At 35.2% G+C, this 19,939-nt stretch carries 21 protein-coding genes; all 21 read right to left on the bottom strand.

All coding sequences use genetic code 11. The features are described 5' to 3' along the window. Positions 1–7 precede the first annotated feature (7 nt). Positions 8–1,360 (bottom strand): DNA repair protein RadA, encoded by a 1,353-nt coding sequence (gene radA, locus DWV06_RS10100; protein ID WP_115482066.1) that lies wholly within the window; start codon positions 1,358–1,360, stop codon positions 8–10. Between the two features lie 53 nt (positions 1,361–1,413). After that, positions 1,414–1,827: an endosialidase gene (locus DWV06_RS10095; RefSeq protein ID WP_115482065.1), complete on the bottom strand. Its 414-nt coding sequence runs from the start codon at positions 1,825–1,827 to the stop codon at positions 1,414–1,416. A gap of 98 nt (positions 1,828–1,925) precedes the next feature. Beyond that, the gene (locus DWV06_RS10090) at positions 1,926–4,376 is read right to left on the bottom strand and encodes an ATP-dependent Clp protease ATP-binding subunit (RefSeq protein WP_115482064.1); all 2,451 of its coding nucleotides are present in this window, start codon (positions 4,374–4,376) and stop codon (positions 1,926–1,928) included. A gap of 26 nt (positions 4,377–4,402) precedes the next feature. Then, positions 4,403–4,783 carry a GntR family transcriptional regulator gene (locus DWV06_RS10085; RefSeq protein ID WP_115482063.1) on the bottom strand — a complete coding sequence of 127 codons (381 nt, stop codon included), beginning with the start codon at positions 4,781–4,783 and terminating at the stop codon, positions 4,403–4,405. Between the two features lie 153 nt (positions 4,784–4,936). Beyond that, positions 4,937–5,215: a hypothetical protein gene (locus DWV06_RS10080; protein WP_115482062.1), complete on the bottom strand. Its 279-nt coding sequence runs from the start codon at positions 5,213–5,215 to the stop codon at positions 4,937–4,939. Positions 5,216–5,237: 22 nt separating this feature from the next. Next, positions 5,238–6,860, bottom strand: a complete 1,623-nt coding sequence (locus tag DWV06_RS10075; RefSeq protein WP_115482061.1) for a hypothetical protein — start codon at positions 6,858–6,860, stop codon at positions 5,238–5,240. A gap of 13 nt (positions 6,861–6,873) precedes the next feature. Continuing rightward, positions 6,874–8,145, bottom strand: a complete 1,272-nt coding sequence (gene purD, locus DWV06_RS10070; RefSeq protein ID WP_115482060.1) for a phosphoribosylamine--glycine ligase — start codon at positions 8,143–8,145, stop codon at positions 6,874–6,876. 36 nt (positions 8,146–8,181) lie between these two features. Further along, the gene (gene purN / locus DWV06_RS10065) at positions 8,182–8,808 is read right to left on the bottom strand and encodes a phosphoribosylglycinamide formyltransferase (RefSeq protein ID WP_115482059.1); all 627 of its coding nucleotides are present in this window, start codon (positions 8,806–8,808) and stop codon (positions 8,182–8,184) included. Next, positions 8,802–9,827: a phosphoribosylformylglycinamidine cyclo-ligase gene (purM, locus tag DWV06_RS10060; protein WP_115482058.1), complete on the bottom strand. Its 1,026-nt coding sequence runs from the start codon at positions 9,825–9,827 to the stop codon at positions 8,802–8,804. Before purM ends, purN begins: the two co-directional genes overlap by 7 nt. Positions 9,828–9,928: 101 nt before the next feature. Then, positions 9,929–11,995 carry an aminopeptidase gene (locus DWV06_RS10055; RefSeq protein WP_115482057.1) on the bottom strand — a complete coding sequence of 689 codons (2,067 nt, stop codon included), beginning with the start codon at positions 11,993–11,995 and terminating at the stop codon, positions 9,929–9,931. Then, positions 11,992–12,591 (bottom strand): HD domain-containing protein, encoded by a 600-nt coding sequence (locus DWV06_RS10050; RefSeq protein ID WP_115482056.1) that lies wholly within the window; start codon positions 12,589–12,591, stop codon positions 11,992–11,994. Before DWV06_RS10050 ends, DWV06_RS10055 begins: the two co-directional genes overlap by 4 nt. 20 nt (positions 12,592–12,611) lie before the next feature. Then, positions 12,612–12,938 carry a DUF6142 family protein gene (locus DWV06_RS10045; protein ID WP_115482055.1) on the bottom strand — a complete coding sequence of 109 codons (327 nt, stop codon included), beginning with the start codon at positions 12,936–12,938 and terminating at the stop codon, positions 12,612–12,614. Beyond that, positions 12,931–13,395: a VanZ family protein gene (locus DWV06_RS10040; protein ID WP_115482054.1), complete on the bottom strand. Its 465-nt coding sequence runs from the start codon at positions 13,393–13,395 to the stop codon at positions 12,931–12,933. Before DWV06_RS10040 ends, DWV06_RS10045 begins: the two co-directional genes overlap by 8 nt. A gap of 67 nt (positions 13,396–13,462) precedes the next feature. Further along, positions 13,463–13,615 carry a hypothetical protein gene (locus tag DWV06_RS18640; RefSeq protein ID WP_193726014.1) on the bottom strand — a complete coding sequence of 51 codons (153 nt, stop codon included), beginning with the start codon at positions 13,613–13,615 and terminating at the stop codon, positions 13,463–13,465. A gap of 13 nt (positions 13,616–13,628) precedes the next feature. After that, on the bottom strand, positions 13,629–14,303 hold the full coding sequence (pyrE, locus tag DWV06_RS10035) for an orotate phosphoribosyltransferase (protein ID WP_115482053.1): 675 nt from the start codon (positions 14,301–14,303) through the stop codon (positions 13,629–13,631). A gap of 49 nt (positions 14,304–14,352) precedes the next feature. After that, positions 14,353–15,255, bottom strand: coding sequence for a dihydroorotate dehydrogenase (locus tag DWV06_RS10030; RefSeq protein WP_115482052.1), 903 nt, complete (start codon positions 15,253–15,255; stop codon positions 14,353–14,355). Beyond that, complete coding sequence (locus DWV06_RS10025) at positions 15,252–16,022, bottom strand: dihydroorotate dehydrogenase electron transfer subunit (protein ID WP_115482051.1); 771 nt, start codon at positions 16,020–16,022, stop codon at positions 15,252–15,254. Before DWV06_RS10025 ends, DWV06_RS10030 begins: the two co-directional genes overlap by 4 nt. 45 nt (positions 16,023–16,067) lie before the next feature. After that, positions 16,068–16,994, bottom strand: coding sequence for an orotidine-5'-phosphate decarboxylase (pyrF, locus tag DWV06_RS10020; protein WP_115482050.1), 927 nt, complete (start codon positions 16,992–16,994; stop codon positions 16,068–16,070). A 23-nt stretch (positions 16,995–17,017) separates the two neighbouring features. After that, positions 17,018–18,292 carry a dihydroorotase gene (locus tag DWV06_RS10015; protein WP_115482049.1) on the bottom strand — a complete coding sequence of 425 codons (1,275 nt, stop codon included), beginning with the start codon at positions 18,290–18,292 and terminating at the stop codon, positions 17,018–17,020. A 105-nt stretch (positions 18,293–18,397) separates the two neighbouring features. Beyond that, positions 18,398–19,408, bottom strand: a complete 1,011-nt coding sequence (gene spoVAD / locus DWV06_RS10010) for a stage V sporulation protein AD (RefSeq protein WP_115482048.1) — start codon at positions 19,406–19,408, stop codon at positions 18,398–18,400. 46 nt (positions 19,409–19,454) lie between these two features. Further along, positions 19,455–19,925: a SpoVA/SpoVAEb family sporulation membrane protein gene (locus tag DWV06_RS10005; RefSeq protein WP_115482078.1), complete on the bottom strand. Its 471-nt coding sequence runs from the start codon at positions 19,923–19,925 to the stop codon at positions 19,455–19,457. Positions 19,926–19,939 lie beyond the last annotated feature (14 nt).

The raw sequence follows: 19,939 nt of genomic DNA, 5'->3' as shown, positions 1-19,939 counted from the left end.
TTTTTTTCTAAAGCAAATGAATGGCATCCCTTACTGTTTGTACTCCTGACAGTTTTATTCCTGCAATTTCTTTGACGCTCGAGAGACAGACTGCCGGCAGAATTACGGTTTCAAATCCTAATTTTTTGGCTTCTAACACTCTTTGCTCTGCCATGTTGACAGCTCTCACTTCACCGCTAAGTCCCACTTCACCAAAACATATCGTTTTCTCATCTATTGGACGATCTTTGTAACTGGATACAAGTGCCATTACGATACCCAAATCAACTGCAGGTTCTGTCATCTTAATGCCTCCGGCAATATTAACATAGGCATCACAATTTGATAATTGAAGTCCTAATCTCTTCTCTAAGACTGCCATTAATAAATTGACTCGGTTAAAATCCGTACCGGCTGCTGTTCTTCTCGGTATTCCAAAGTTGGTTTGACAGACCAAAGCCTGTATCTCTATTAAAATTGGACGGGTCCCCTCCATAGAACAGGCAACAATAGACCCGGAAGCTTCCTTGGGTTTTCCGTTCAGCATAAACTCTGAAGGATTCTCCACCTCTCTTAAACCAGTAGAGACCATTTCAAATACCCCGATTTCATTGGTAGAACCAAATCGGTTCTTCACTCCTCTAAGAATTCGATAAGCTGCATGACGGTCTCCTTCAAAATATAATACCGTATCGACCATATGCTCCAATACTCTCGGACCGGCTACCACACCTTCTTTCGTCACATGCCCTACTATAAAAATAGAAATGTTTAATTTTTTTGCAATCTGCATTAAAACCCCTGTAGATTCACGTACTTGTGATACACTTCCAGGTGCAGAAGAAACCGCTTCATTATACATCGTCTGTATGGAATCGATGATAACTACTTCAGGGTTCTCCTTTTTGATTACAGTTTCAATTATATCCAGATTTGTTTCACAAAGTAGCATTAAATCATTTTCAAAAGTTCCTATTCTTTTTGCCCGGATTTTTATCTGCTGCAGCGATTCTTCCCCAGATATATACAAGATACGTTTCTTCTGGTCTGTTAATTCTTTGCATACCTGTAATAATAAAGTTGATTTTCCTATCCCCGGATCTCCCCCAATTAGAGTAAGGGAACCTTGTACAATCCCGCCTCCCAAAACTCTGTCAAGTTCTTTTATTTGTGTATGTATTCTTTGGTCTTCCCGTAGTTCAATTGCGGAGAGTTTGGAAACTTCCGCTTTCTCTATTTTTTTATGAGAATTTCCTTTTGTATGTGTTACTTTTTCTTCAACAAAAGTGTTCCACTGTTTGCATCCAGGACATTGCCCCATCCATTTCGAAGATTCGTAACCACATTCTTGACAAAAATAAATGGTACTTGCTTTTGCCATTTTTGTTCTCCCTTCAGACAAGAAGGCGGATAACTCGTATCCGCCTTAATATTTTAATCACATTTTGTAATTTTAACATCCACCGGTGCTTGACCAAGTTCCACGCTGAGATTGAGTTTGCCCCCAACATTTGTTTCCATTTTGCCTGCACTTTCACCATCAATGGTAATTGCATAACATGCCTTATCTTCCAACTCAACCGTAATTTGGGCATCGTCTTTTCCTTCTACCTGAAATTGCATACCGTCCTCTGTTTGTTTTAACTGTAAGACTGTTGTTCCCGGAACTGACTCATATACAAACATACCATTTTTTTCTAGTTTGGTAATCTCTTTGAATGTTTTTACTTTGTATAAATCACCATTATGCTTATAGTCTTCAACCTTGGTTTTTTTTTCTAATGAGTAGTCACCAAAACTAATGCTTCCATCAGCTTCTTTACGGATTAACTCTGATATTACTGCCATCTTTCGCCCTCCTATTCTTCATACTTTATTATATAATAGAACTTGCATTTTTTCTAGTGCATAATCTTCAATTTTATGAAAATTTCGACTGGAAATTTTTATTTAACTTCAAATGTTATTTGTTTCTTGCTCATTCCGACAGCAACTTGGTCTCCTTCTTTGACTTTTCCTGCTAAAATTTCCTCTGCAAGTTTATCTTCTATTTCGGTTTGAATTTTACGGCGTAAGGGTCTGGCTCCATATTTTTCATCAAAAGAACTCTCTACAATAAAAGCTTTTACAGAATCTCTGACAGTTAATTGAATACTCATCTGCTTATTGCATCGTTCTATTAAAACACCAAGCATAATGGATACGATCTTCTTCATATGTTCTTTATTCAAAGCATGAAATACTATCGTTTCGTCAATCCGGTTTAAAAATTCAGGTTTAAAAATGCGTTTTACCTCTTCCATTACATTTCGCTTCATCATTTCATAATTCTGTTTTTCATCGTTCGTAGAAGTAAATCCTAATTTCTTTGGTGATATGATCGATTGGGCTCCGGCATTAGATGTCATGATAATTACCGTATTCTTAAAATCAATTTTTCTTCCCTGAGCATCTGTAATATGTCCGTCATCTAAAACCTGCAGTAATATATTAAATACATCTGGATGGGCTTTTTCAATTTCATCAAACAGGATAACTGAATAAGGATTTCTTCTTACTTTTTCACTTAGCTGTCCTCCTTCATCATAACCCACATAACCAGGAGGAGATCCTATCATTTTCGATACACTGTGTTTTTCCATATATTCTGACATATCCATTCTGATAATTGCTGATTCATTACCAAACATAGCCTCTGCAAGTGCTTTAGATAATTCAGTCTTTCCTACTCCGGTAGGTCCAAGCATCAAAAAGGAACCAATCGGACGATTCGGGTCTTTCAATCCAACTCTTCCTCTTTTCACAGCTTTCGCTACTGCCAAAACAGCTTCTTCCTGTCCTATCACTCGTTTATGGAGAATTTTTTCTAACTTACGAAGTCTTGCAGTCTCGCCTTCTTCTAATTTTTTGACAGGTATTTTTGTCCAATTGGAAACAATTTCTGCTACTTCACTTTCTCCAACAATTAATTTCTTTCTAGATCGGCTTCTTACTTTTTTATTCAAAAGCGTCTCTTTTTCTTTTACTTTTTTTGTCTGTAACTCTTTCAGCTGTTTCACTTCATCATATTGTGCATTCGAAATAGCTTCTTCGATCTGTTGTTCCAGCTTTCCAATAAATTGATCTAATTCTTGCAGTTCTTCCGGCTCTTTGAATCCACCCAGACGCACTCTGGAAGATGCCTCATCTATTAAATCAATTGCTTTATCAGGCAAAAATCTATCATTAATATATCGTTTCGACATTTTTACTGCTGCTATCATCGCCTCTTCTGTAATTATAACTTGATGATGCTTTTCATAATTCGCTCTTAACCCTTTTAATATTTCTAAAGTTTGTTCTTCTGTTGGTTCTTCCACCATTATTGGTTGGAACCTTCGTTCTAAAGCTGCATCTTTTTCGATATATTTTCGATATTCCTCAATTGTTGTCGCACCTATTAATTGTATCTCACCCCTTGCCAGAGATGGTTTTAATATATTAGATGCATCAAGAGCTCCTTCTGCTCCTCCTGCTCCAATAATTGTATGAATTTCATCTATAAACATTAAAATATTTCCGTCATTTTTAACTTCCTTTAATACTTTTTTGATACGTTCTTCAAATTCTCCACGATATTTTGAACCTGCTATCATACTTGACAAGTCCAATATCACAACTCTCTTTCCAAATACAGTCTCAGGAACATCACCTGCTATAATACGTTGTGCAAGTCCCTCTATAATAGCAGATTTTCCCACTCCAGGCTCTCCGATCAAACATGGATTATTTTTTGTCCTTCTGCTTAAGATTTGAATTAATCTATGGATTTCTTCCATTCTTCCTATTACCGGATCAAGTTTTCTTTCCTTAGCTAATTCTGTTAAATCTCTGGAGTATTGGTCTAACGTTGGTGTTAGGTTATCTGAAGATTTACGTAAAGGTTTTCCGTTTTGAAAATCTTCTTTATACAAGTTTCCATCCTGCCCCATTGAAACTAATATTTCAACATAAAGTTTCTGGATATTGATTCCAAGGGTATTTAATAAACGAGCTGCTGCACAATCCGTCTCTTTAATAATTGCCATTAGTATATGTTCCGTTCCAACCAAGTTTGATTTGAATCTTTCTGCCTCTTTTGCTGATGACTCTAAAACTCTTTTTACACTTGGTGAATATCCTTGTGGATCCATTACTTGAACGCGTCCATCCAAAGCTATAAGATTTTCTATGGCTTCTAACAATGCACCTTCTTCCAGACCTCCAGACATTAAAGTCTGAGCAGCCACGCCACTCCCTTCTTTTAGTAGACCCACTAAAATATGTTCTGTTCCTATATAACTTTGATGCAGCATTTTGGAAGCCTTCTCTGCTAATACGAGTGCTTTTTCTGCTTTATTTGTATAATGATTCTGCATGATAATCCTCCTAAAGTTTGACTTTCTTATGGTTCTTCATATTTATATTCGCAATAAATTTCATCAATAATTTGATGGACTTCATCTGCCGTTATATTCTTACATCTTCCCTTAGCTAACAAAACACGCAAATCTCGTTTCATCTCTTCAAGCCCTCTTAACTTATCCACATCGAGCGCAATAACTGCACCTTTTCTGCGGTCCAGCTTAATGAAACCTTCCTGTTTTAACACACTATATGCTTTATTAACGGTATGCATGTTTATTCCAATATGATCTGCCAATTGACGAACGGAAGGGAGCGTATCACCTTCTTGATATCTGGAAGTTGCAATCCCTATTATAATCTGATTGCGAAGTTGAATATAGATGGCCTCATCACTATTAAAATCAATTTCTATAATCATAGTATCACCTCTGTTATATATATGTTATCACAAGTATAATATTTTTCAAGAATTATATTTCATTTCTATTTACTATTATTTTTCACAACTCTAACAATATCTACTATAAAAAATCTTCTGAATTTAAATAAAATTCAGAAGATTCTTATTTTTTTATAACATGCTTAGAAATAAAAAGAAAATTGTAAGTACTGCACTTACTATAATTTTTGACTTTTTTATTGTAAATGGTTTCCCCTGCACCTTAGTAATAATAAAAATAATTAAACAAGCAATTAAATAAATATAAAGCCAAAAAATTGAAAGAATCCATCCCAATACTCCATCTTTAAGTATAAGATATTTATCTCTAAAAATTACTTTTCTTACAAGCGCAATAACCATATATAAAACAGTTATCATACCTCCGATGTATCCCCACATATACGCCATCTTTCGTTTCCTCCCTGTAAAACTAATCCAAGTCAACGAATTCGAAATTAAAATTGTCTTCAGAAGATTCATCGAATTCAGGTTTAGGTCTTTCTTGCTGTCCACTCATTGCTTTAGCAACTTCTTTAGCCAACTCAGATTCAGCCATTATTGTTTCTTCACTGCTAATTTCCATACTCGGCATAATATCTTTTGGAGATATCCTATTTTCTTCTCTAAAATCAGAACCCATAGTAGGCAGAGACGTTTTATTATCTTGTATAAAACTTTGATTATTACTTTCATCTTTTATCCCTTCTTCTACCTTTTTTTCTAATTTATTATTTTTATAGTCTACGTCTGTTAAATCTACTTCCTGGCTATAATCATCTTCATCATCTACATCATAATCGTAATCATCATTCCATTTGCGCTTACCGTCCCCAATGTCATCATTATCATCATCGTCGTCATCATCATCCCAGTCACTACTGTATTTTAAATCTCTGACTTTAAAAATTAGTCCGGTAATAATAATAATTAGAACAAATATGAAAATGATAAGACCACTTATAATCAGTACTCTATTTTTTATTACTGTCTCATACTTCTTATTTAAACTATCTAATTGTCCCTGGACTTTTTCCAGTTGCTTTACAGAATCTGAATTTTCTTCTTTATCTTTCTCCCCAAAAGATATGTAACGAAGATAATTTTTTAATCCTGCATCATATTGAAACCAACCTCGGTAACCATCACTGCTCATTCCATAAATAAGATAAAAATCTGCAGGTGATAATGTATTTGTAGTATCATCAGAATCCGTTTCCTCAGTTGCAGTTTCAGTTTTCGAACTATCAGCATTAGGTTGATTTCCTGATGATGTTGTAGCTGCATTATAACGATATGCACTTACAGTATTTTCTTCTATTAATAATGTAGTTTCAGCAAATCCATCCGGTACATTCTCTCCCTCCGGAGTTTTTAATACAAAAATATAATTTTCATCATTTCCAATCTTATGGAACGGATAAGCACTTTTATCCGTTTGATTATATACAAAGAATGATCCGCTATAATTACCGTCCTTGACCAAATACAAAAGATAAATTTCACCATTATTAAATTTTAATGCTGAAACTGTGTTTCCGTTATAATCTAAAGAAGTAATTGAAAAATTAGCAGGAGCATCGTCTTGAGAAAAACCGTCTGAAATCTTATAATTTACTCCATCGATTTGAATCGTTTTATCACCAGTTGGCTGAGAAACTGTTTCTTGCGTTTTTGTAGTATTTGTATTAGTTTCAGTCTGGGTGGTGTTTTCTTCTGGATTCTCTTGTACCGTTGTTTCCGGTTGTGAACTCGTCTCTTGGGGAGCATTTTCTTCTGTATTCTCTGTATTTTCTGATTCTTGTGAATCTTGATTGGATTCATCATTGCTTTTTTCTGTATCTGTTTCATTGTTGTCTGACTCATTTTTCTCCGTTTCAGTTGGATTCTGATTCGTGTCAGAGCCATTCGTTTCTTCGTTATTAGAAGGTACTGTATTCTCTTCATTTTCATTCGTCGCTGTTGCAGCTACATTAAGTAAGGCAGCTGGACTTTGAAATATTAATGCAAATGCCAGAGCAATTGCAGCTGTTTGTTTCCACCATTTTTTTAACATAATTACCTTCTCCTTATACCTCATCAATTGCTTTACCAATATCACTACGCATATACTTATTGGCAAAATCAATCCACTTGGTTGCTTCATACGCATTAGTTCTGGCTGCCTTCAAATCTTCCCCTTTTGCAACCACACCTAATACACGCCCTCCATTGGTAACAATTTTTTCATTATCAAATTTTGTACCTGCATGGAAAACATAATACCCTTCTTTTTCTTTAAAATTTTCTAATCCCTTAATTTCTAAACCTTTATCATATGCTAACGGATAACCGTCTGAAGCAAGAACCACACATACAGCAGCATTGTTTTCAAATTCTAATTCTAATTGATCCAACGTTCCATCGATACATGCTTCCATAACTTCAATGATATCATTTTTCATTCTCGGCAATACTACCTGTGCTTCCGGATCTCCAAATCTAGCATTATACTCCAATACTTTTGGACCATTCTTGGTAAGCATCAATCCAAAGAATATAATTCCTTTAAATTCTCTTCCTTCTGATTTCATAGCATCAACGGTTGCCTGATAAATGTATTTTTTACAAAATTCATCTACTTCATCCGTATAAAATGGACTTGGCGAAAAAGTTCCCATTCCGCCTGTATTAAGTCCTTCATCTCCATCTTTTGCCCGCTTATGATCCTGAGCTGATGTCATTGTCTTTATCGTTTTTCCATCTACAAAAGACAAAACGGAAACTTCTCTTCCGACCATAAATTCTTCAATTACAAGACGATTTCCTGCCGCCCCGAATTGTTTATCAAGCATAATTGTTTTTACGCCTTCCTTCGCTTCCTCTATCGTATTACAAATGAGTACTCCTTTACCAAGTGCCAGCCCATCCGCTTTTAAAACAATCGGAAACTCTGCTTTTTCTAAATATTCGTAAGCCTCTTGCGCATCATCAAAATTTTCATAAGCTGCAGTTGGAATATTATACTTTTTCATTAAATCTTTTGAAAAAGCTTTAGACCCTTCTAATATAGCTGCATTTTCCCTTGGACCAAAAACTCTAAGTCCTTTCTTTTCAAATACATCAACAATTCCTCCAACTAAAGGATCATCCATTCCAATAATTGTTAAACCAATCTTTTCTTCTTCAGCAAAAGCCACTAATTTCTCAAATTCCATTGCACCAATAGGCAGACACTGTGCATATTCCGCAATTCCTGCATTTCCAGGTGCACAGTATATTTTTTCTACTTTGGAGCTTTGTGACACTTTCCATGCAATAGCATGTTCTCTTCCTCCGCTTCCAACGATTAAAACTTTCATAGGTTCCTCCTTTTATTACATCAAAAGGGAAAATACTTAAATAAGTATTTTCACCTTTTTATTTACTACTTGTATTTTTTTATTTGCAATTAAATCAATGGCCTGAGGTAAAATAATCCATTCCGCCTGCTCCATCACTCTTTGTTGCAAGATTTTCGGAGTATCTCCTTCTTCCACTTGTACTGGTTTTTGTAAAATAATTGGACCTGTATCTGTACCTTCATCCACAAAATGTACGGTAGCACCTGCTACCTTCACACCACGTTCTAATGCAGCTTCATGAACTTTAAGTCCATAATAACCTGTTCCGCAAAATGCCGGAATCAACGATGGATGAATATTAATAATTTTATCTTCATATCTTTGTATCATTTTTTCTGAAATCACAACCAGGTAACCAGCTAAAACAATCAAATCAATTTGATGGTCTTCCAAGGTTTTTAACAAAGCATCATGAAATTCTTCTCTTGTTTCAAAATCCTTTGGTGAAATACATTTACTGTCTATGTTGTGTTTTTTTGCTCTTTCTAAAGCATACGCATTTTTATTATTACTAATTACAACTTCAATTTTTGTATTTGTAATCGTTCTCTGTTCTACTGCATCAATAATAGCCTGTAGGTTCGTTCCACCTCCAGATACTAATACTGCAATCTTTAACATAAAGTAACTCCTTTTTCGCCATTCTTAACATAGCCTATCTTGAAAGCTTTTTCTCCTGCAGCTTCTATTCCATCTATTGTCTTATCAACATCTTCAGGACTCACGGCAACTACCATACCAATTCCCATATTAAATGTATTGTACATAATATCTTCTTTGATATCACCATCTTTTGCAAGCATTTCAAAAATAGCAGGTACTTTATAACTATTCTTTTCAATTACTGCATGCATTCCTTCCGATAACATCCTTGGAACATTTTCATAAAATCCACCACCGGTTATATGGCTGCATGCTCTTATGGTAACACCTGTTTCCTTAATAGAGCGTAATGCTTTCACATAGATTTTAGTTGGTTCAATAAGAGCTTCTCCTAATGTCTTCTCCAAAGAATCATAATATGTATTCAGTGCTTCTTCTGTCATGCTGAATACTTTTCTTACTAAAGAAAATCCATTACTGTGTACTCCAGAGGATGCAATTCCTATTAATACATCATTCTCTTTTAATTCTTTACCGGTAATTAAATCTTTTTCGTCTACTACACCTACTGCAAAACCCGCCAAATCGTATTCATCGATAGGATAAAACCCTGGCATCTCAGCTGTTTCTCCCCCGATTAATGCCGCACCGGACTGCTTACATCCTTCTGCCACTCCACTTACAATGGTAGCAATTTTCTCAGGATCATTTTTACCGCAAGCAATATAATCTAGAAAGAAAAGAGGTTCTCCTCCTGCACATGCAATATCATTGACACACATAGCTACACAATCGATTCCAATGGTATCATGTTTATCTAAGAGAAAAGCTAGTTTTAACTTTGTACCCACTCCATCTGTACCTGATACTAAAGTTGGTTTTTCCATATTTTTAAAAGCTTCTGCTGAAAAAGCACCTGAAAAACCACCAATGTTAGTTAAAACTTCCGGTCTCATGGTTCCCTGTACATGTTTTTTCATTAGTTCCACTGATTTATAACCAGCTTCAATGTCTACACCTGCTTTTTTGTAATCCATTTCTTAATTCCTCCTACGATTGGCATTATCTTAATATCTTCTATACTTTATCCTATTTTCCCATTCGTTTCAAGTACTCTTTCAACCAATAGCTTAGAAATTTACTCAAATGGCTTATTTAATTCTTCTGTACCCAGTAATACAAATCTGCCATTTTGGATGATCAAATGCTTTGTACCATCAGCCATAACTGCCGATAATTGTTGTAATTCATCATATGGAATCGTAATATCTGTATGACAATGAAAGTACGCTTTACTTGGATTTTCTTTTCTTTGAATGGAAATTTCATTATCTTTTGCTACGACTTCTTTTCCGTTTGGATTCAAAACTTTAACCTCTTCAGAATGACTATAACAAGTATCTCCTATCGCAAAGTGAGGTCCCATTTTTTCCGCTATCAGAATTGGAAGTTTTTCTGCAATATTATATTTCTGAGCCATAATATATGCAGTTGTATTTGTGCCGATCGCAAATTCACCCATTGGTAGTGTATCGTGATGATATAGTACATTTTCTCTGATATATTTTTGATTTTCTTCTTCTTTTGCAAAATTTTTGCAAATATAAGAAGCGACCATACCATCTTTAAATTCAATCTCTAAATCATTATACTCTAACTCATTTAAATAAACACGACTTACATGAAGGGTTCCTGTAGTTCCTTTCAATACTGGTGATGTAAACACTTCTCCAACCGGTATATTAACATCTGCCACACAATTCTCAAAAACAGTTTCTGTTTCCGGATTCTTTAATTGATGCAGAGATACTTTTAAATTAGTCCTGTTTTCTCCTTCTCCCAGAATCTCTACATACAAAGCTCCATCCAAAGCATCTATGATCGTCTGTTGGATATTTTGGTATAAAGTATAATCAAGTGTATTAATTTTTACGGTTTCTTTAAATATTTCTTCAAATTTGTCTCCAATCGTTGGAACTGGAAAAGCAATAATAGTAAAACTTCTTTCTTCCCCTTTAATATATTGGTTCACCAACTGCCCGGACTCACTATCAAAGTATACTAAAAGTTTTTGCTGTGTATCATCAAAATCAACTGCTTCTGGTTTACTTTCCGGAACAAAAGGAATTTCTCCGAAAATTTCAACTACTGCCGGACCTGCATGCTTATAAGCTAACTCTTTATAGGTTTCATAGGTATTCCGCATAACACCTAATTTTCGTTCTACAAATTTTTTATCTAAATACAAACCTTGGTCTGCTTTGTGATCATAATCATATTGTTTATTTGGAGACATAGAAAAATAACCGATTTTATGATGGCTTCTCTTATGAATACTCATAACAGCAGCCCGGTATATAGTTGGCCTTAATCCCATCTTTTCAAAATTTTGTATTGCATACCGGATCATCCGTTCAAAACCTATGCAATAGCGGATATTTACGACTTCTTTTTTTGATAAATCTTTATTTCCATTTACAAATCCTATTCGATATCCTTCGGTATAAGTATCTGCCATTTCCCGAACTTGCTGTTCGGGAAGATTATTCATAAATTCTGCAATCTTAATTTCATTTTCAGAAATATATTCACCAAATTTATATAAATATCTTAAATCTGATAAATCTGATTGCATGATAATATCTGTTGCAAAAGAAAGATCAGGATCCAACTGTTCCCGAATTCGATAAGCTACCGTCAAATCCGAATAATCACTCTCAAACCAATAAATAATATCGCGTAAACTCTGATAAGTTGGTAATTCTTCTGCTTCAAAACAGTTATATATCTCTATAAATAATTCACACAATATTACCATTTCTTCCATTCGCTTTTCATAAGCATAAACAATCATTCCACGAATTTCTGTATACAAAAAACATAAAATCTTTCCATAATCTTCTGTTAATGCTGTTTGCGCATATCTGGGATTTGCATAACTTTTTTCATAAGACTCAGGCATGATGTCCAGATAAAGCTTTTGATTCTTCATCCTGCATTCTTCCATCGTCAATTCATCTAAAAAATTATTTTGTACATCATCAAACAACTGTTTCATATCTAAAATAAAAGATGCTGTTTTTACAAAATAGTCCCTTACAATTTCTGAAACAGTTTCTTCTTTTTGAATTTGTGTGATCCTATCAATAGAAAGGGCTAGTCTTTCTTCCAATTCTTCCAGATCTATTTCTTTTTGAGCCTTCATACTACTCCTCCTTCTGCCTTGATATTTCCTTTCTTAATATTATCTTCTAGAAGTTTTTCACAATACTCCCACAATTCTGGTGCTCCTTTCGGAGTCTTTTCATTTCTTTTTAAGATTTGATTTATTTCAACCGCATGTTCTCTCCATGCTTTTCCCTCTGAAGCATCGTTTAAAAGAATCGGTTGTATTTTATCTAATGCGTTTGCAAATTTAGCTTCCTCAGAAGTACCTTCTTCAAATTCTTCCCAAAGATTTCTTAATTCCTTATCCTGCTCCTTTGGAAGTATACCATAAATACGTTCTGCTGCCTTCACTTCTCTCTCCCTCTTGGTACTGTTTCCGGCATCATCATACGCATAAGTATCTCCGGCATCTAGTTCTACAATGTCATGAATCAATACCATTGTCATGGTTTTTAAAACATCAATTTCCTTTGGTGCATATTCTTTTAAAAGAAAACACATCATTGCCAGATGCCATGAATGTTCTGTGTCATTTTCTTTGCGACTACCATCGCTCAGATATGATTGCCTTTGTACTTTCTTTAAATTGTCAATTTCTAAAATAAACTTCATTTGTTGTTTTAATCGTTCCATTTTATACCCCTTCTATTTTTTTACATACCTAAGGCATAAATGATACCCCAGGTTATTAACAAAATAACATTAACCACCAGACCGATCTTAGAATATAAGTAATTTCTCTCCCTCTCTTTGAAACTATTTATACCTGCCATAATCCCTACAATATTGATAAATAGTGCCGCAATACCTATAGTTCCAAGATATATGCCTCCATTTCCCTTCATTTTGTAAGAAACAATGATTAATATACAAAATATTATCAAGGAAAAAACTGCCATTATCGTTGACAAAATACCTCTTATCGAATGTTTACGGTTTCCAAACTTCACTTTACGTCTTCTCTTTTGTTTCCTAGCCATAATACTTTCTCCTTAATAAATTGCAGATTGCAAAAACCAAATACCCTGCGGCTGCTCCTAAAGTATTTAATATTAAATCATCAACATCAAAGCTGCCCACTTTAAAAATCAATTGAGAAATCTCTATAAGCAGACTGCACTCTAATCCCAACAATGTCATAAAACATATACTCCTGCATCTTTTGGTAATGATAGGCGGGATAAATCCAATCGGCATAAATCCTACTACATTACCCACTAGGTTTATTAAAACTGCCTTTCCCCCCAAAAGGTTCGAATAACGAATAAATCTTTTTATTTCTCGAAATGGAACTATATTATAACTATATTCTCGATTTTGAGAATTAACTCTTCCAAATCCTTCTGCAAAGAACATGAAATAGATTAGAAAGATTAAGTAGATAACAAATGCAATCCATCCTAACCTTCGAATTATTTTCGCATGTTTCACTTTCATTTTCTGTTCCTCTCTTTATGCAGAAAAACTATTGTAACAACAGAAATTAAGGGGTTTGCTCCCCTTATTAAAATATCAAATCTGATTTATTTTTCAACAAACGGGCACCGTTAATTATGGATATTACTCCACAAGCGACTCCCGTGGCTATGATTATAATTCCGATTACAATGTTTCCTGCACCTGTAATTGCCATTGATTTATATATTTTTTCACCCATTAAAATTCCTCCTCTACTCCACTCCATATTGCTTATAATATGCATCTATTGCTGATTTTAAATGATCATCGATGATTATTTTACCTTTATATTCTTTGTTATACAAATGTTCAACTACTTCCTTCATTGTTACGATAGAAGTCGTTTTCAAACCATATGTTTCACTAATCTCTGCCAAAGCACTTTTCTTACCCTGACCTCGTTCTAAACGATCCACTGATACAACAAGCCCTACTACCTTTACATCTCCTTGTTCTTTGATGATAGGTAATGTTTCTTGAATAGAGGTGCCGGCTGTAGTTACATCTTCAATAATCAATACTTTATCTCCATCTGCAATTGGACTCCCAAGAAGGATACCGGTATCTCCATGGTCCTTTATTTCTTTTCGATTGGAACAATATCTAATATCTTTTCCATATTGTTCGCTAAGAGCCATGGTTGTTGAAACTGCTAAAGGAATCCCTTTATATGCCGGTCCAAATAGAACATCAAAATCTGTTCCAAATGTACTTTCAATTGCTTTCGCATAGTATTCACCTAATTTGTGAAGTTGTGAACCGGTTCTATAAAAACCAGTATTAACAAAAAATGGAGTTTTCCTTCCACTTTTAGTAACAAAATCACCAAATTTTAAAACACCACAGTCTACCATAAATTCTATAAACTCTTTTTTATATTGCTCCATCTTATTCTCCTCAAATTTTATTATTGTATATTATTTCATATTCATATAACTATCTGACACATCCAATTATTTCATTGATATCTTCAATATGATTCTTTTCCATATATTCTTCGATACCTTTTAATACATTCAATGTTGCATAAGGATTTATGAAATTTCCTGTCCCAACAGCTACGGCAGAAGCACCAGCCATAATAAATTCCAATGCATCTTCTGCATTCACGATTCCACCCATTCCTATAATTGGAATGTCTACAGCATTTGCTGCTTCATAAACCATTCTGACTGCTACCGGCTTAATTGCAGGACCGGAAAGACCTCCGGTTTTATTCGCTACTGCGAATGATTTGCGGTTTATATCAATTTTCATCCCTGTCAGAGTATTAATAAGTGATAAAGCATCTGCCCCTCCGGCTGTAGCTGCTTTAGCCATCTCTGCAATATCAGTTACGTTCGGACTGAGTTTCATAATGATTGGCTGACGTGCAAATTTTTTAACTTCTTTCGTTATTTTTTCTAATGCGTTTGGATTTTGACCAAATGCAATCCCTCCTTCTTTGACATTGGGACAAGATACATTCATCTCTAATAAATCCACCGGCATATCCGAAAGTTTTTCTACAACTTCACAATAATCTTCCATCGTTTTTCCACATACATTTACTACAATTTTCGAATCAAACTGTGTCAAAAATGGTATATCTCTTTCAATAAATAAATCAATACCGGGATTCTGCAATCCAATTGCATTAATCATGCCACCATAAGTTTCTGCTATTCTTGGTGTAGGATTCCCCTCCCAAGGAACAATGGATACACCTTTCGTTACTACTGCACCCAATTGACTTAAATTCACAAATTGACTGTATTCTTCTCCCGATCCAAATGTTCCGGAAGCTGTCATTACCGGATTATTCAAAATTACGCCTGCAATATTGACTTTTGTATTCATGATAACTCAACCTCCTCCGCTCTGAAGACAGGTCCTTCTTTACAAACACGTTTATTATTTACATTGGTATGAGCATCTTTATGTTTAGATTTGCAGACACATGATAAACAAGCTCCGATTCCACATGCCATTTTTTCTTCTAAAGACAGCCACGCTTCGATATTCTTTTCTTTCGCATATTCTTTCACAGCTTTCAACATAGGAGTAGGTCCACATGCATAAATAATTTCAGCATCCAAATCATTTCTCTTAACAGCATCCATTACATTACCTTCTGTTCCATGCTCACCATCTTCTGTGGCTATGTATAAATTACCAACCTTTTTAAATTCTTCATTTAAAAAAAGTTGTTCTTTATAACCTGCTGCAATCTGTGTTTCACATTTTAAATCTTTTGCCAGCTGTAATAACGGCGGAATCCCAATACCTCCTCCAATCAGTAATGCTTTTTTTTCTTTAATAGGAAATCCGTTTCCTAAAGGTCCCATTACATCCAGCTGCATACTTGTTCTCATAAATGAAATTTCATCAGTTCCCTTTCCGGCAACACGATAAACAATGCGAACTGCATCATCATCTTTATCTATTTCACAAATACTGATCGGTCTGGGTAATAACCGGCTTCCATCATTACAATATACAGCAATAAATTGGCCTGCTCTTGCAGCCTTAGCAATCTTTTCTGTTTTAAGCCACATGCTAAATATACCGGTTGCAATTTCTTCCTGACGAATAATAACTGCCTTCTCTCTAAACTTCTGTTCCATACCTTTTCTCCTATTTCCTGAAATAATATTTTAAAATTCATTCCATTAACATCTATCCAAAGCATTACTGATATCTTTTATCATATGAATAACTGCCTGACGAGAAGCGTCAGCAAAATTTTCTGCACCAAAATGACTATAAGTTTCCTGTTTATAGGCTGCTATGATTCCCCTGCTGGAATTTACGATTGCTCCCAATCCATTATCGTCAAAATAATGAACTAAATCAGCCCCTTTTCCTCCTTGTGCACCATAACCCGGCACAAGAATAAATGCTTTTGGCATAATTTTTCTTAATTCTTTTCCGATTTCAGGATACGTAGCCCCTACGACTGCTCCAATGTAACTGTAAGAATCTCCCATATGCCCTTCTCCCCATTTGGCAACTTTCTCACCTACATATTCATATAAAGGTCGTCCGTCTACTAATCTGTCTTGAAACTCTCCGCTGGATGGATTGGATGTTTTAACCAAAATAAATAGACCTTTTTTCTCTTCTTTACATACATCTACAAACGGTTTTATTCCATCTGTTCCCAAATAAGGATTTACTGTTACAAAATCTTCATTAAAAGCTGAAATTTTCTTCGAACCAATCTGCACTTTTCCTAAATGTCCAATTGCATATGCTTCAGAAGTCGAACCTATATCACCTCGTTTGATATCACCTATTACAATTAAATCTTTCTCTTTACAATAATTCACAGTCTTTTGATAAGCTTTCAGACCCTCAATTCCAAATTGCTCATACATTGCAATTTGAGGTTTAACCGCCGGAATCAAGTCATATATTTTATCAATTATCTCTTTATTAAATTGCCAAATGGCATCTGCAGCGCCTTCCAATGTTTCCCCATACTCTTGAAAAGATTTTCTTTGAATATGTTCCGGTACATAACTTAACATCGGATCTAAACCTACTACAATTGGTGCATTTGTTTTTTTAATCTTATTAATCAATTTATTAATCATTGTCCTGACCTCTCCTTGTTTCTCTATCTTTTGTATATAATAGTCCCATCTGCAATTGTCGCACATACTTTTCCTTTTACTCTTCTTCCATGGAAAGGTGTATTCTTTCCCTTGGATTCAAATTGTGCTGTATCAATGGAATATTCTTCGTTTGGATTTATTATAACAATATCAGCAGTTTTCCCTTCTAAGAGTGTACCTTTGTCTATTCCTAACACTTTTGCAGGATTATAACTCAATTTTTCTGCCATCTGCATAGGGGTTAAATAGCCTGTTTCCACTAATTCTGTTATCGTTAATGGTACAGCTGTCTCAAGCCCTACTATTCCAAATGGTGCTTTTAACATACCTGCTTTCTTTTCCTCTTCACCATGAGGTGCATGGTCCGTAGAAATCACATCCATAATATTATTCTTCAATCCTAACTTTAATGCCTCAACATCCTCTTTGGTACGAAGAGGCGGGTTCATTTTAAAATTGGAATTTTGAGGATCCAAATCATCTGTAGTTAATGTAAAATGATGAGGACAAACTTCTGCAGTAACTGACAGGCCTTCTTCTTTCGCCATTTTTACCAATTGAACGCTGTCTTTTGTAGAACAGTGACACAAATGCAGCTTTGTGCCTGTTTCTTTTGCTAATAAAATATCCCTGGCTATTATGACATCTTCTACACAATTACTAATCCCGGGTAGATTCAGTTCTTTCATTCTATCATCTTGATTTACCACGCCGCTGTTCACCAGATCTATATCTTCACAATGAGCAAGAACGGGAATGTTTTTCTTTGCTGCAATTTCCATAGCCTGCTTATATAAATGGGCGTTCCTTACACTTTTTCCATCTTCACTGATTGCAGGGCAGCCTATTGATACCATTCCTTCTATGTCTGCCAACTCTTGTCCCAATTGTCCCTTTGTAATGGCTCCCGCCTGTAAAACATTGACTTTTGAACAGGATTCTGCTTTTTGCTGAACCAATTGAATGATTTCTTTCGAATCTGCTACAGGTTTTGTATTTGGCATAGCAACAATTGTAGTGAACCCACCACTTGCTGCTGCTCTACATCCTGTTTCAATCGTTTCTTTATATTCGAATCCCGGTTCTCTTAAATGTACATGTAAATCAATAAGTCCGGGCATGACAAAACAATCCTTAGCATCAAGAACATTATCAGCCTCTTCCTCAATTGTTTTTGCAACCTTTTTTATAGTTCCATCTACAACGAGAACATCATACTGACCATCTTTTCCTGATGCCGGATCAATTACTCTGCCATTTTTTATTAATAATTTCATTTTTATTCCTTTCAACCTGTCTGCTATGATATTTTATAGTTCTTACTTATTTTACCATACAAAAAGTAGGCTATCAACCAATACTATAAAATTGTTTCCAAATATTTAGCAATGTTCAATTACGACTCCATGTGCAATACCCGGAACACTTTGCCCTTCGTTGAAACTAACGGTTGATAATAAAGCTCCGGTAGGAAGGAAAAGAATTTTTTTCCACTCACCCTTATGAATTTTAGGTAATATATAAGCTGATAATGTAACTGCCGAACAGCCACATCCACTGCCACCTGCATGAGTATCTTGATTATCCCCATCATATATTTCCACACCGCAGTCCATATGAATCTGACTAATATCAAAGCCTTTTTCCTTCAACAGATCAATTAATATCTTGCTTCCTATCAGTCCTAAATCACCTGTAATTATTTTATCATAATCTTTGTCTGAACGATTAAAATCCATAAAATTCTGATAGATCGTATCACAAGCGGCCGGAGCCATTGCTGCGCCCATATTAAAAGAATCTTTTATACCATAATCTACGATTTTACCGGGAGTTATTCCTGTAATTCTTGCTTTACTCCTTTTCGTTCCCAAAATAAAGGCACCACTTCCGGTTACTGTCCAGTTTGCTGACAACGGTCTTTGATTTGCATATTCTAACGGGTAACGGAATTGCTTTTCAGCACTTGCAAAATGACTGGAAGTAACTGCAACTGCATTATCCGCATATCCTGCCGCTACTGTCATGGCTGCAACACATAGGGATTCTCCTGCCGTCGAACACGCTCCATATAGACCAAATAAAGGAATCTGAAATTGCATAAGACCAAACGATGATGCGATTGACTGACCCAACAGGTCTCCTGCAAACAAATATCTTAGATCCTGCTGCGTCAAATTTGATTTATCTATTGCTTTCTGTACTGCCTTTCTTTGTAGTTCACTTTCAGCTTCTTCCCATGTTTTCTTTTGTAACATAGGATCTTGCTCTACAGAGTCGAACAATTTCCCAAGCGGCCCTTCTCCTTCCTTTTGCCCTACAATCGATGATGATTCAATTATATAAGGAGCCTCTGCAAATTGAATACTGCTTTGACCTTTCGTTTGTGACATACTTTTATCTCCTTTTCTACTATTTTACCATTAGATTTATTCAAGTTTAAAGACTGACGGCTCCTGCAATACCTAATAAAAAATAAATAAGCCCCACTATCCATGAAGTAAAAATACCAAATAGAATGACCGGTCCGGCAATCGTAAAAATTTTACTTCCAATACCAAATACCTGACCTTCTTTTTTAAATTCAATCGCAGGTGCTGCTATTGAGTTGGCAAAACCTGTTATTGGAACTAAAGCACCAGCTCCTGCAAATTTGGCAATGCTCGGATACAAATTAAACCCTGTAAGTAAGACACTACATAAAATCAGAATTAAACTTGTCCAACCACCTGCTATATCTTTATTAAGTCCTAGGCTCTGACAATAATTCAAAATCCCCTGACCTGCTGCACAAATTAGTCCGCCTACCAAAAAAGCTTGTAACATATTTCTAAATAAACTATGTGTCGGTGTTACCGCTTTGACATACTCGTTGTATTTTTTTTGTTGATTTTTCGTAGCTTCATCCATAGATATTCCTTCTT

Source organism: Anaerosacchariphilus polymeriproducens (assembly GCF_003363435.1).
GTDB classification, from domain to species: domain Bacteria; phylum Bacillota; class Clostridia; order Lachnospirales; family Lachnospiraceae; genus Anaerosacchariphilus; species Anaerosacchariphilus polymeriproducens.
The sequence above is the reverse complement of the archived record's forward strand: the minus strand, read 5'-3'. Positions and strand labels throughout refer to the sequence as shown.

Excerpts from the sequence above, each read along its gene's own strand:
- spoVAD (WP_115482048.1), bottom strand. The coding sequence starts at position 19,408 with ATGTCACAAACGAAAGGTCAAAGCAGTATTCAATTTGCAGAGGCTCCT.
- DWV06_RS10045 (WP_115482055.1), bottom strand. The coding sequence starts at position 12,938 with ATGGCTAGGAAACAAAAGAGAAGACGTAAAGTGAAGTTTGGAAACCGT.
- purN (WP_115482059.1), bottom strand. The coding sequence starts at position 8,808 with ATGTTAAAGATTGCAGTATTAGTATCTGGAGGTGGAACGAACCTACAG.
- DWV06_RS10015 (WP_115482049.1), bottom strand. The coding sequence starts at position 18,292 with ATGAAATTATTAATAAAAAATGGCAGAGTAATTGATCCGGCATCAGGA.
- DWV06_RS10025 (WP_115482051.1), bottom strand. The coding sequence starts at position 16,022 with ATGGAACAGAAGTTTAGAGAGAAGGCAGTTATTATTCGTCAGGAAGAA.
- purD (WP_115482060.1), bottom strand. The coding sequence starts at position 8,145 with ATGAAAGTTTTAATCGTTGGAAGCGGAGGAAGAGAACATGCTATTGCA.
- DWV06_RS10080 (WP_115482062.1), bottom strand. The coding sequence starts at position 5,215 with ATGGCGTATATGTGGGGATACATCGGAGGTATGATAACTGTTTTATAT.
- DWV06_RS18640 (WP_193726014.1), bottom strand. The coding sequence starts at position 13,615 with ATGGGTGAAAAAATATATAAATCAATGGCAATTACAGGTGCAGGAAAC.
- DWV06_RS10030 (WP_115482052.1), bottom strand. The coding sequence starts at position 15,255 with ATGAATACAAAAGTCAATATTGCAGGCGTAATTTTGAATAATCCGGTA.
- radA (WP_115482066.1), bottom strand. The coding sequence starts at position 1,360 with ATGGCAAAAGCAAGTACCATTTATTTTTGTCAAGAATGTGGTTACGAA.
- pyrE (WP_115482053.1), bottom strand. The coding sequence starts at position 14,303 with ATGGAGCAATATAAAAAAGAGTTTATAGAATTTATGGTAGACTGTGGT.
- DWV06_RS10095 (WP_115482065.1), bottom strand. The coding sequence starts at position 1,827 with ATGGCAGTAATATCAGAGTTAATCCGTAAAGAAGCTGATGGAAGCATT.
- DWV06_RS10055 (WP_115482057.1), bottom strand. The coding sequence starts at position 11,995 with ATGAAGGCTCAAAAAGAAATAGATCTGGAAGAATTGGAAGAAAGACTA.
- DWV06_RS10040 (WP_115482054.1), bottom strand. The coding sequence starts at position 13,395 with ATGAAAGTGAAACATGCGAAAATAATTCGAAGGTTAGGATGGATTGCA.
- pyrF (WP_115482050.1), bottom strand. The coding sequence starts at position 16,994 with ATGATTAATAAATTGATTAATAAGATTAAAAAAACAAATGCACCAATT.
- DWV06_RS10075 (WP_115482061.1), bottom strand. The coding sequence starts at position 6,860 with ATGTTAAAAAAATGGTGGAAACAAACAGCTGCAATTGCTCTGGCATTT.
- DWV06_RS10005 (WP_115482078.1), bottom strand. The coding sequence starts at position 19,925 with ATGGATGAAGCTACGAAAAATCAACAAAAAAAATACAACGAGTATGTC.
- DWV06_RS10050 (WP_115482056.1), bottom strand. The coding sequence starts at position 12,591 with ATGGAACGATTAAAACAACAAATGAAGTTTATTTTAGAAATTGACAAT.
- DWV06_RS10085 (WP_115482063.1), bottom strand. The coding sequence starts at position 4,783 with ATGATTATAGAAATTGATTTTAATAGTGATGAGGCCATCTATATTCAA.
- purM (WP_115482058.1), bottom strand. The coding sequence starts at position 9,827 with ATGGATTACAAAAAAGCAGGTGTAGACATTGAAGCTGGTTATAAATCA.
- DWV06_RS10090 (WP_115482064.1), bottom strand. The coding sequence starts at position 4,376 with ATGCAGAATCATTATACAAATAAAGCAGAAAAAGCACTCGTATTAGCA.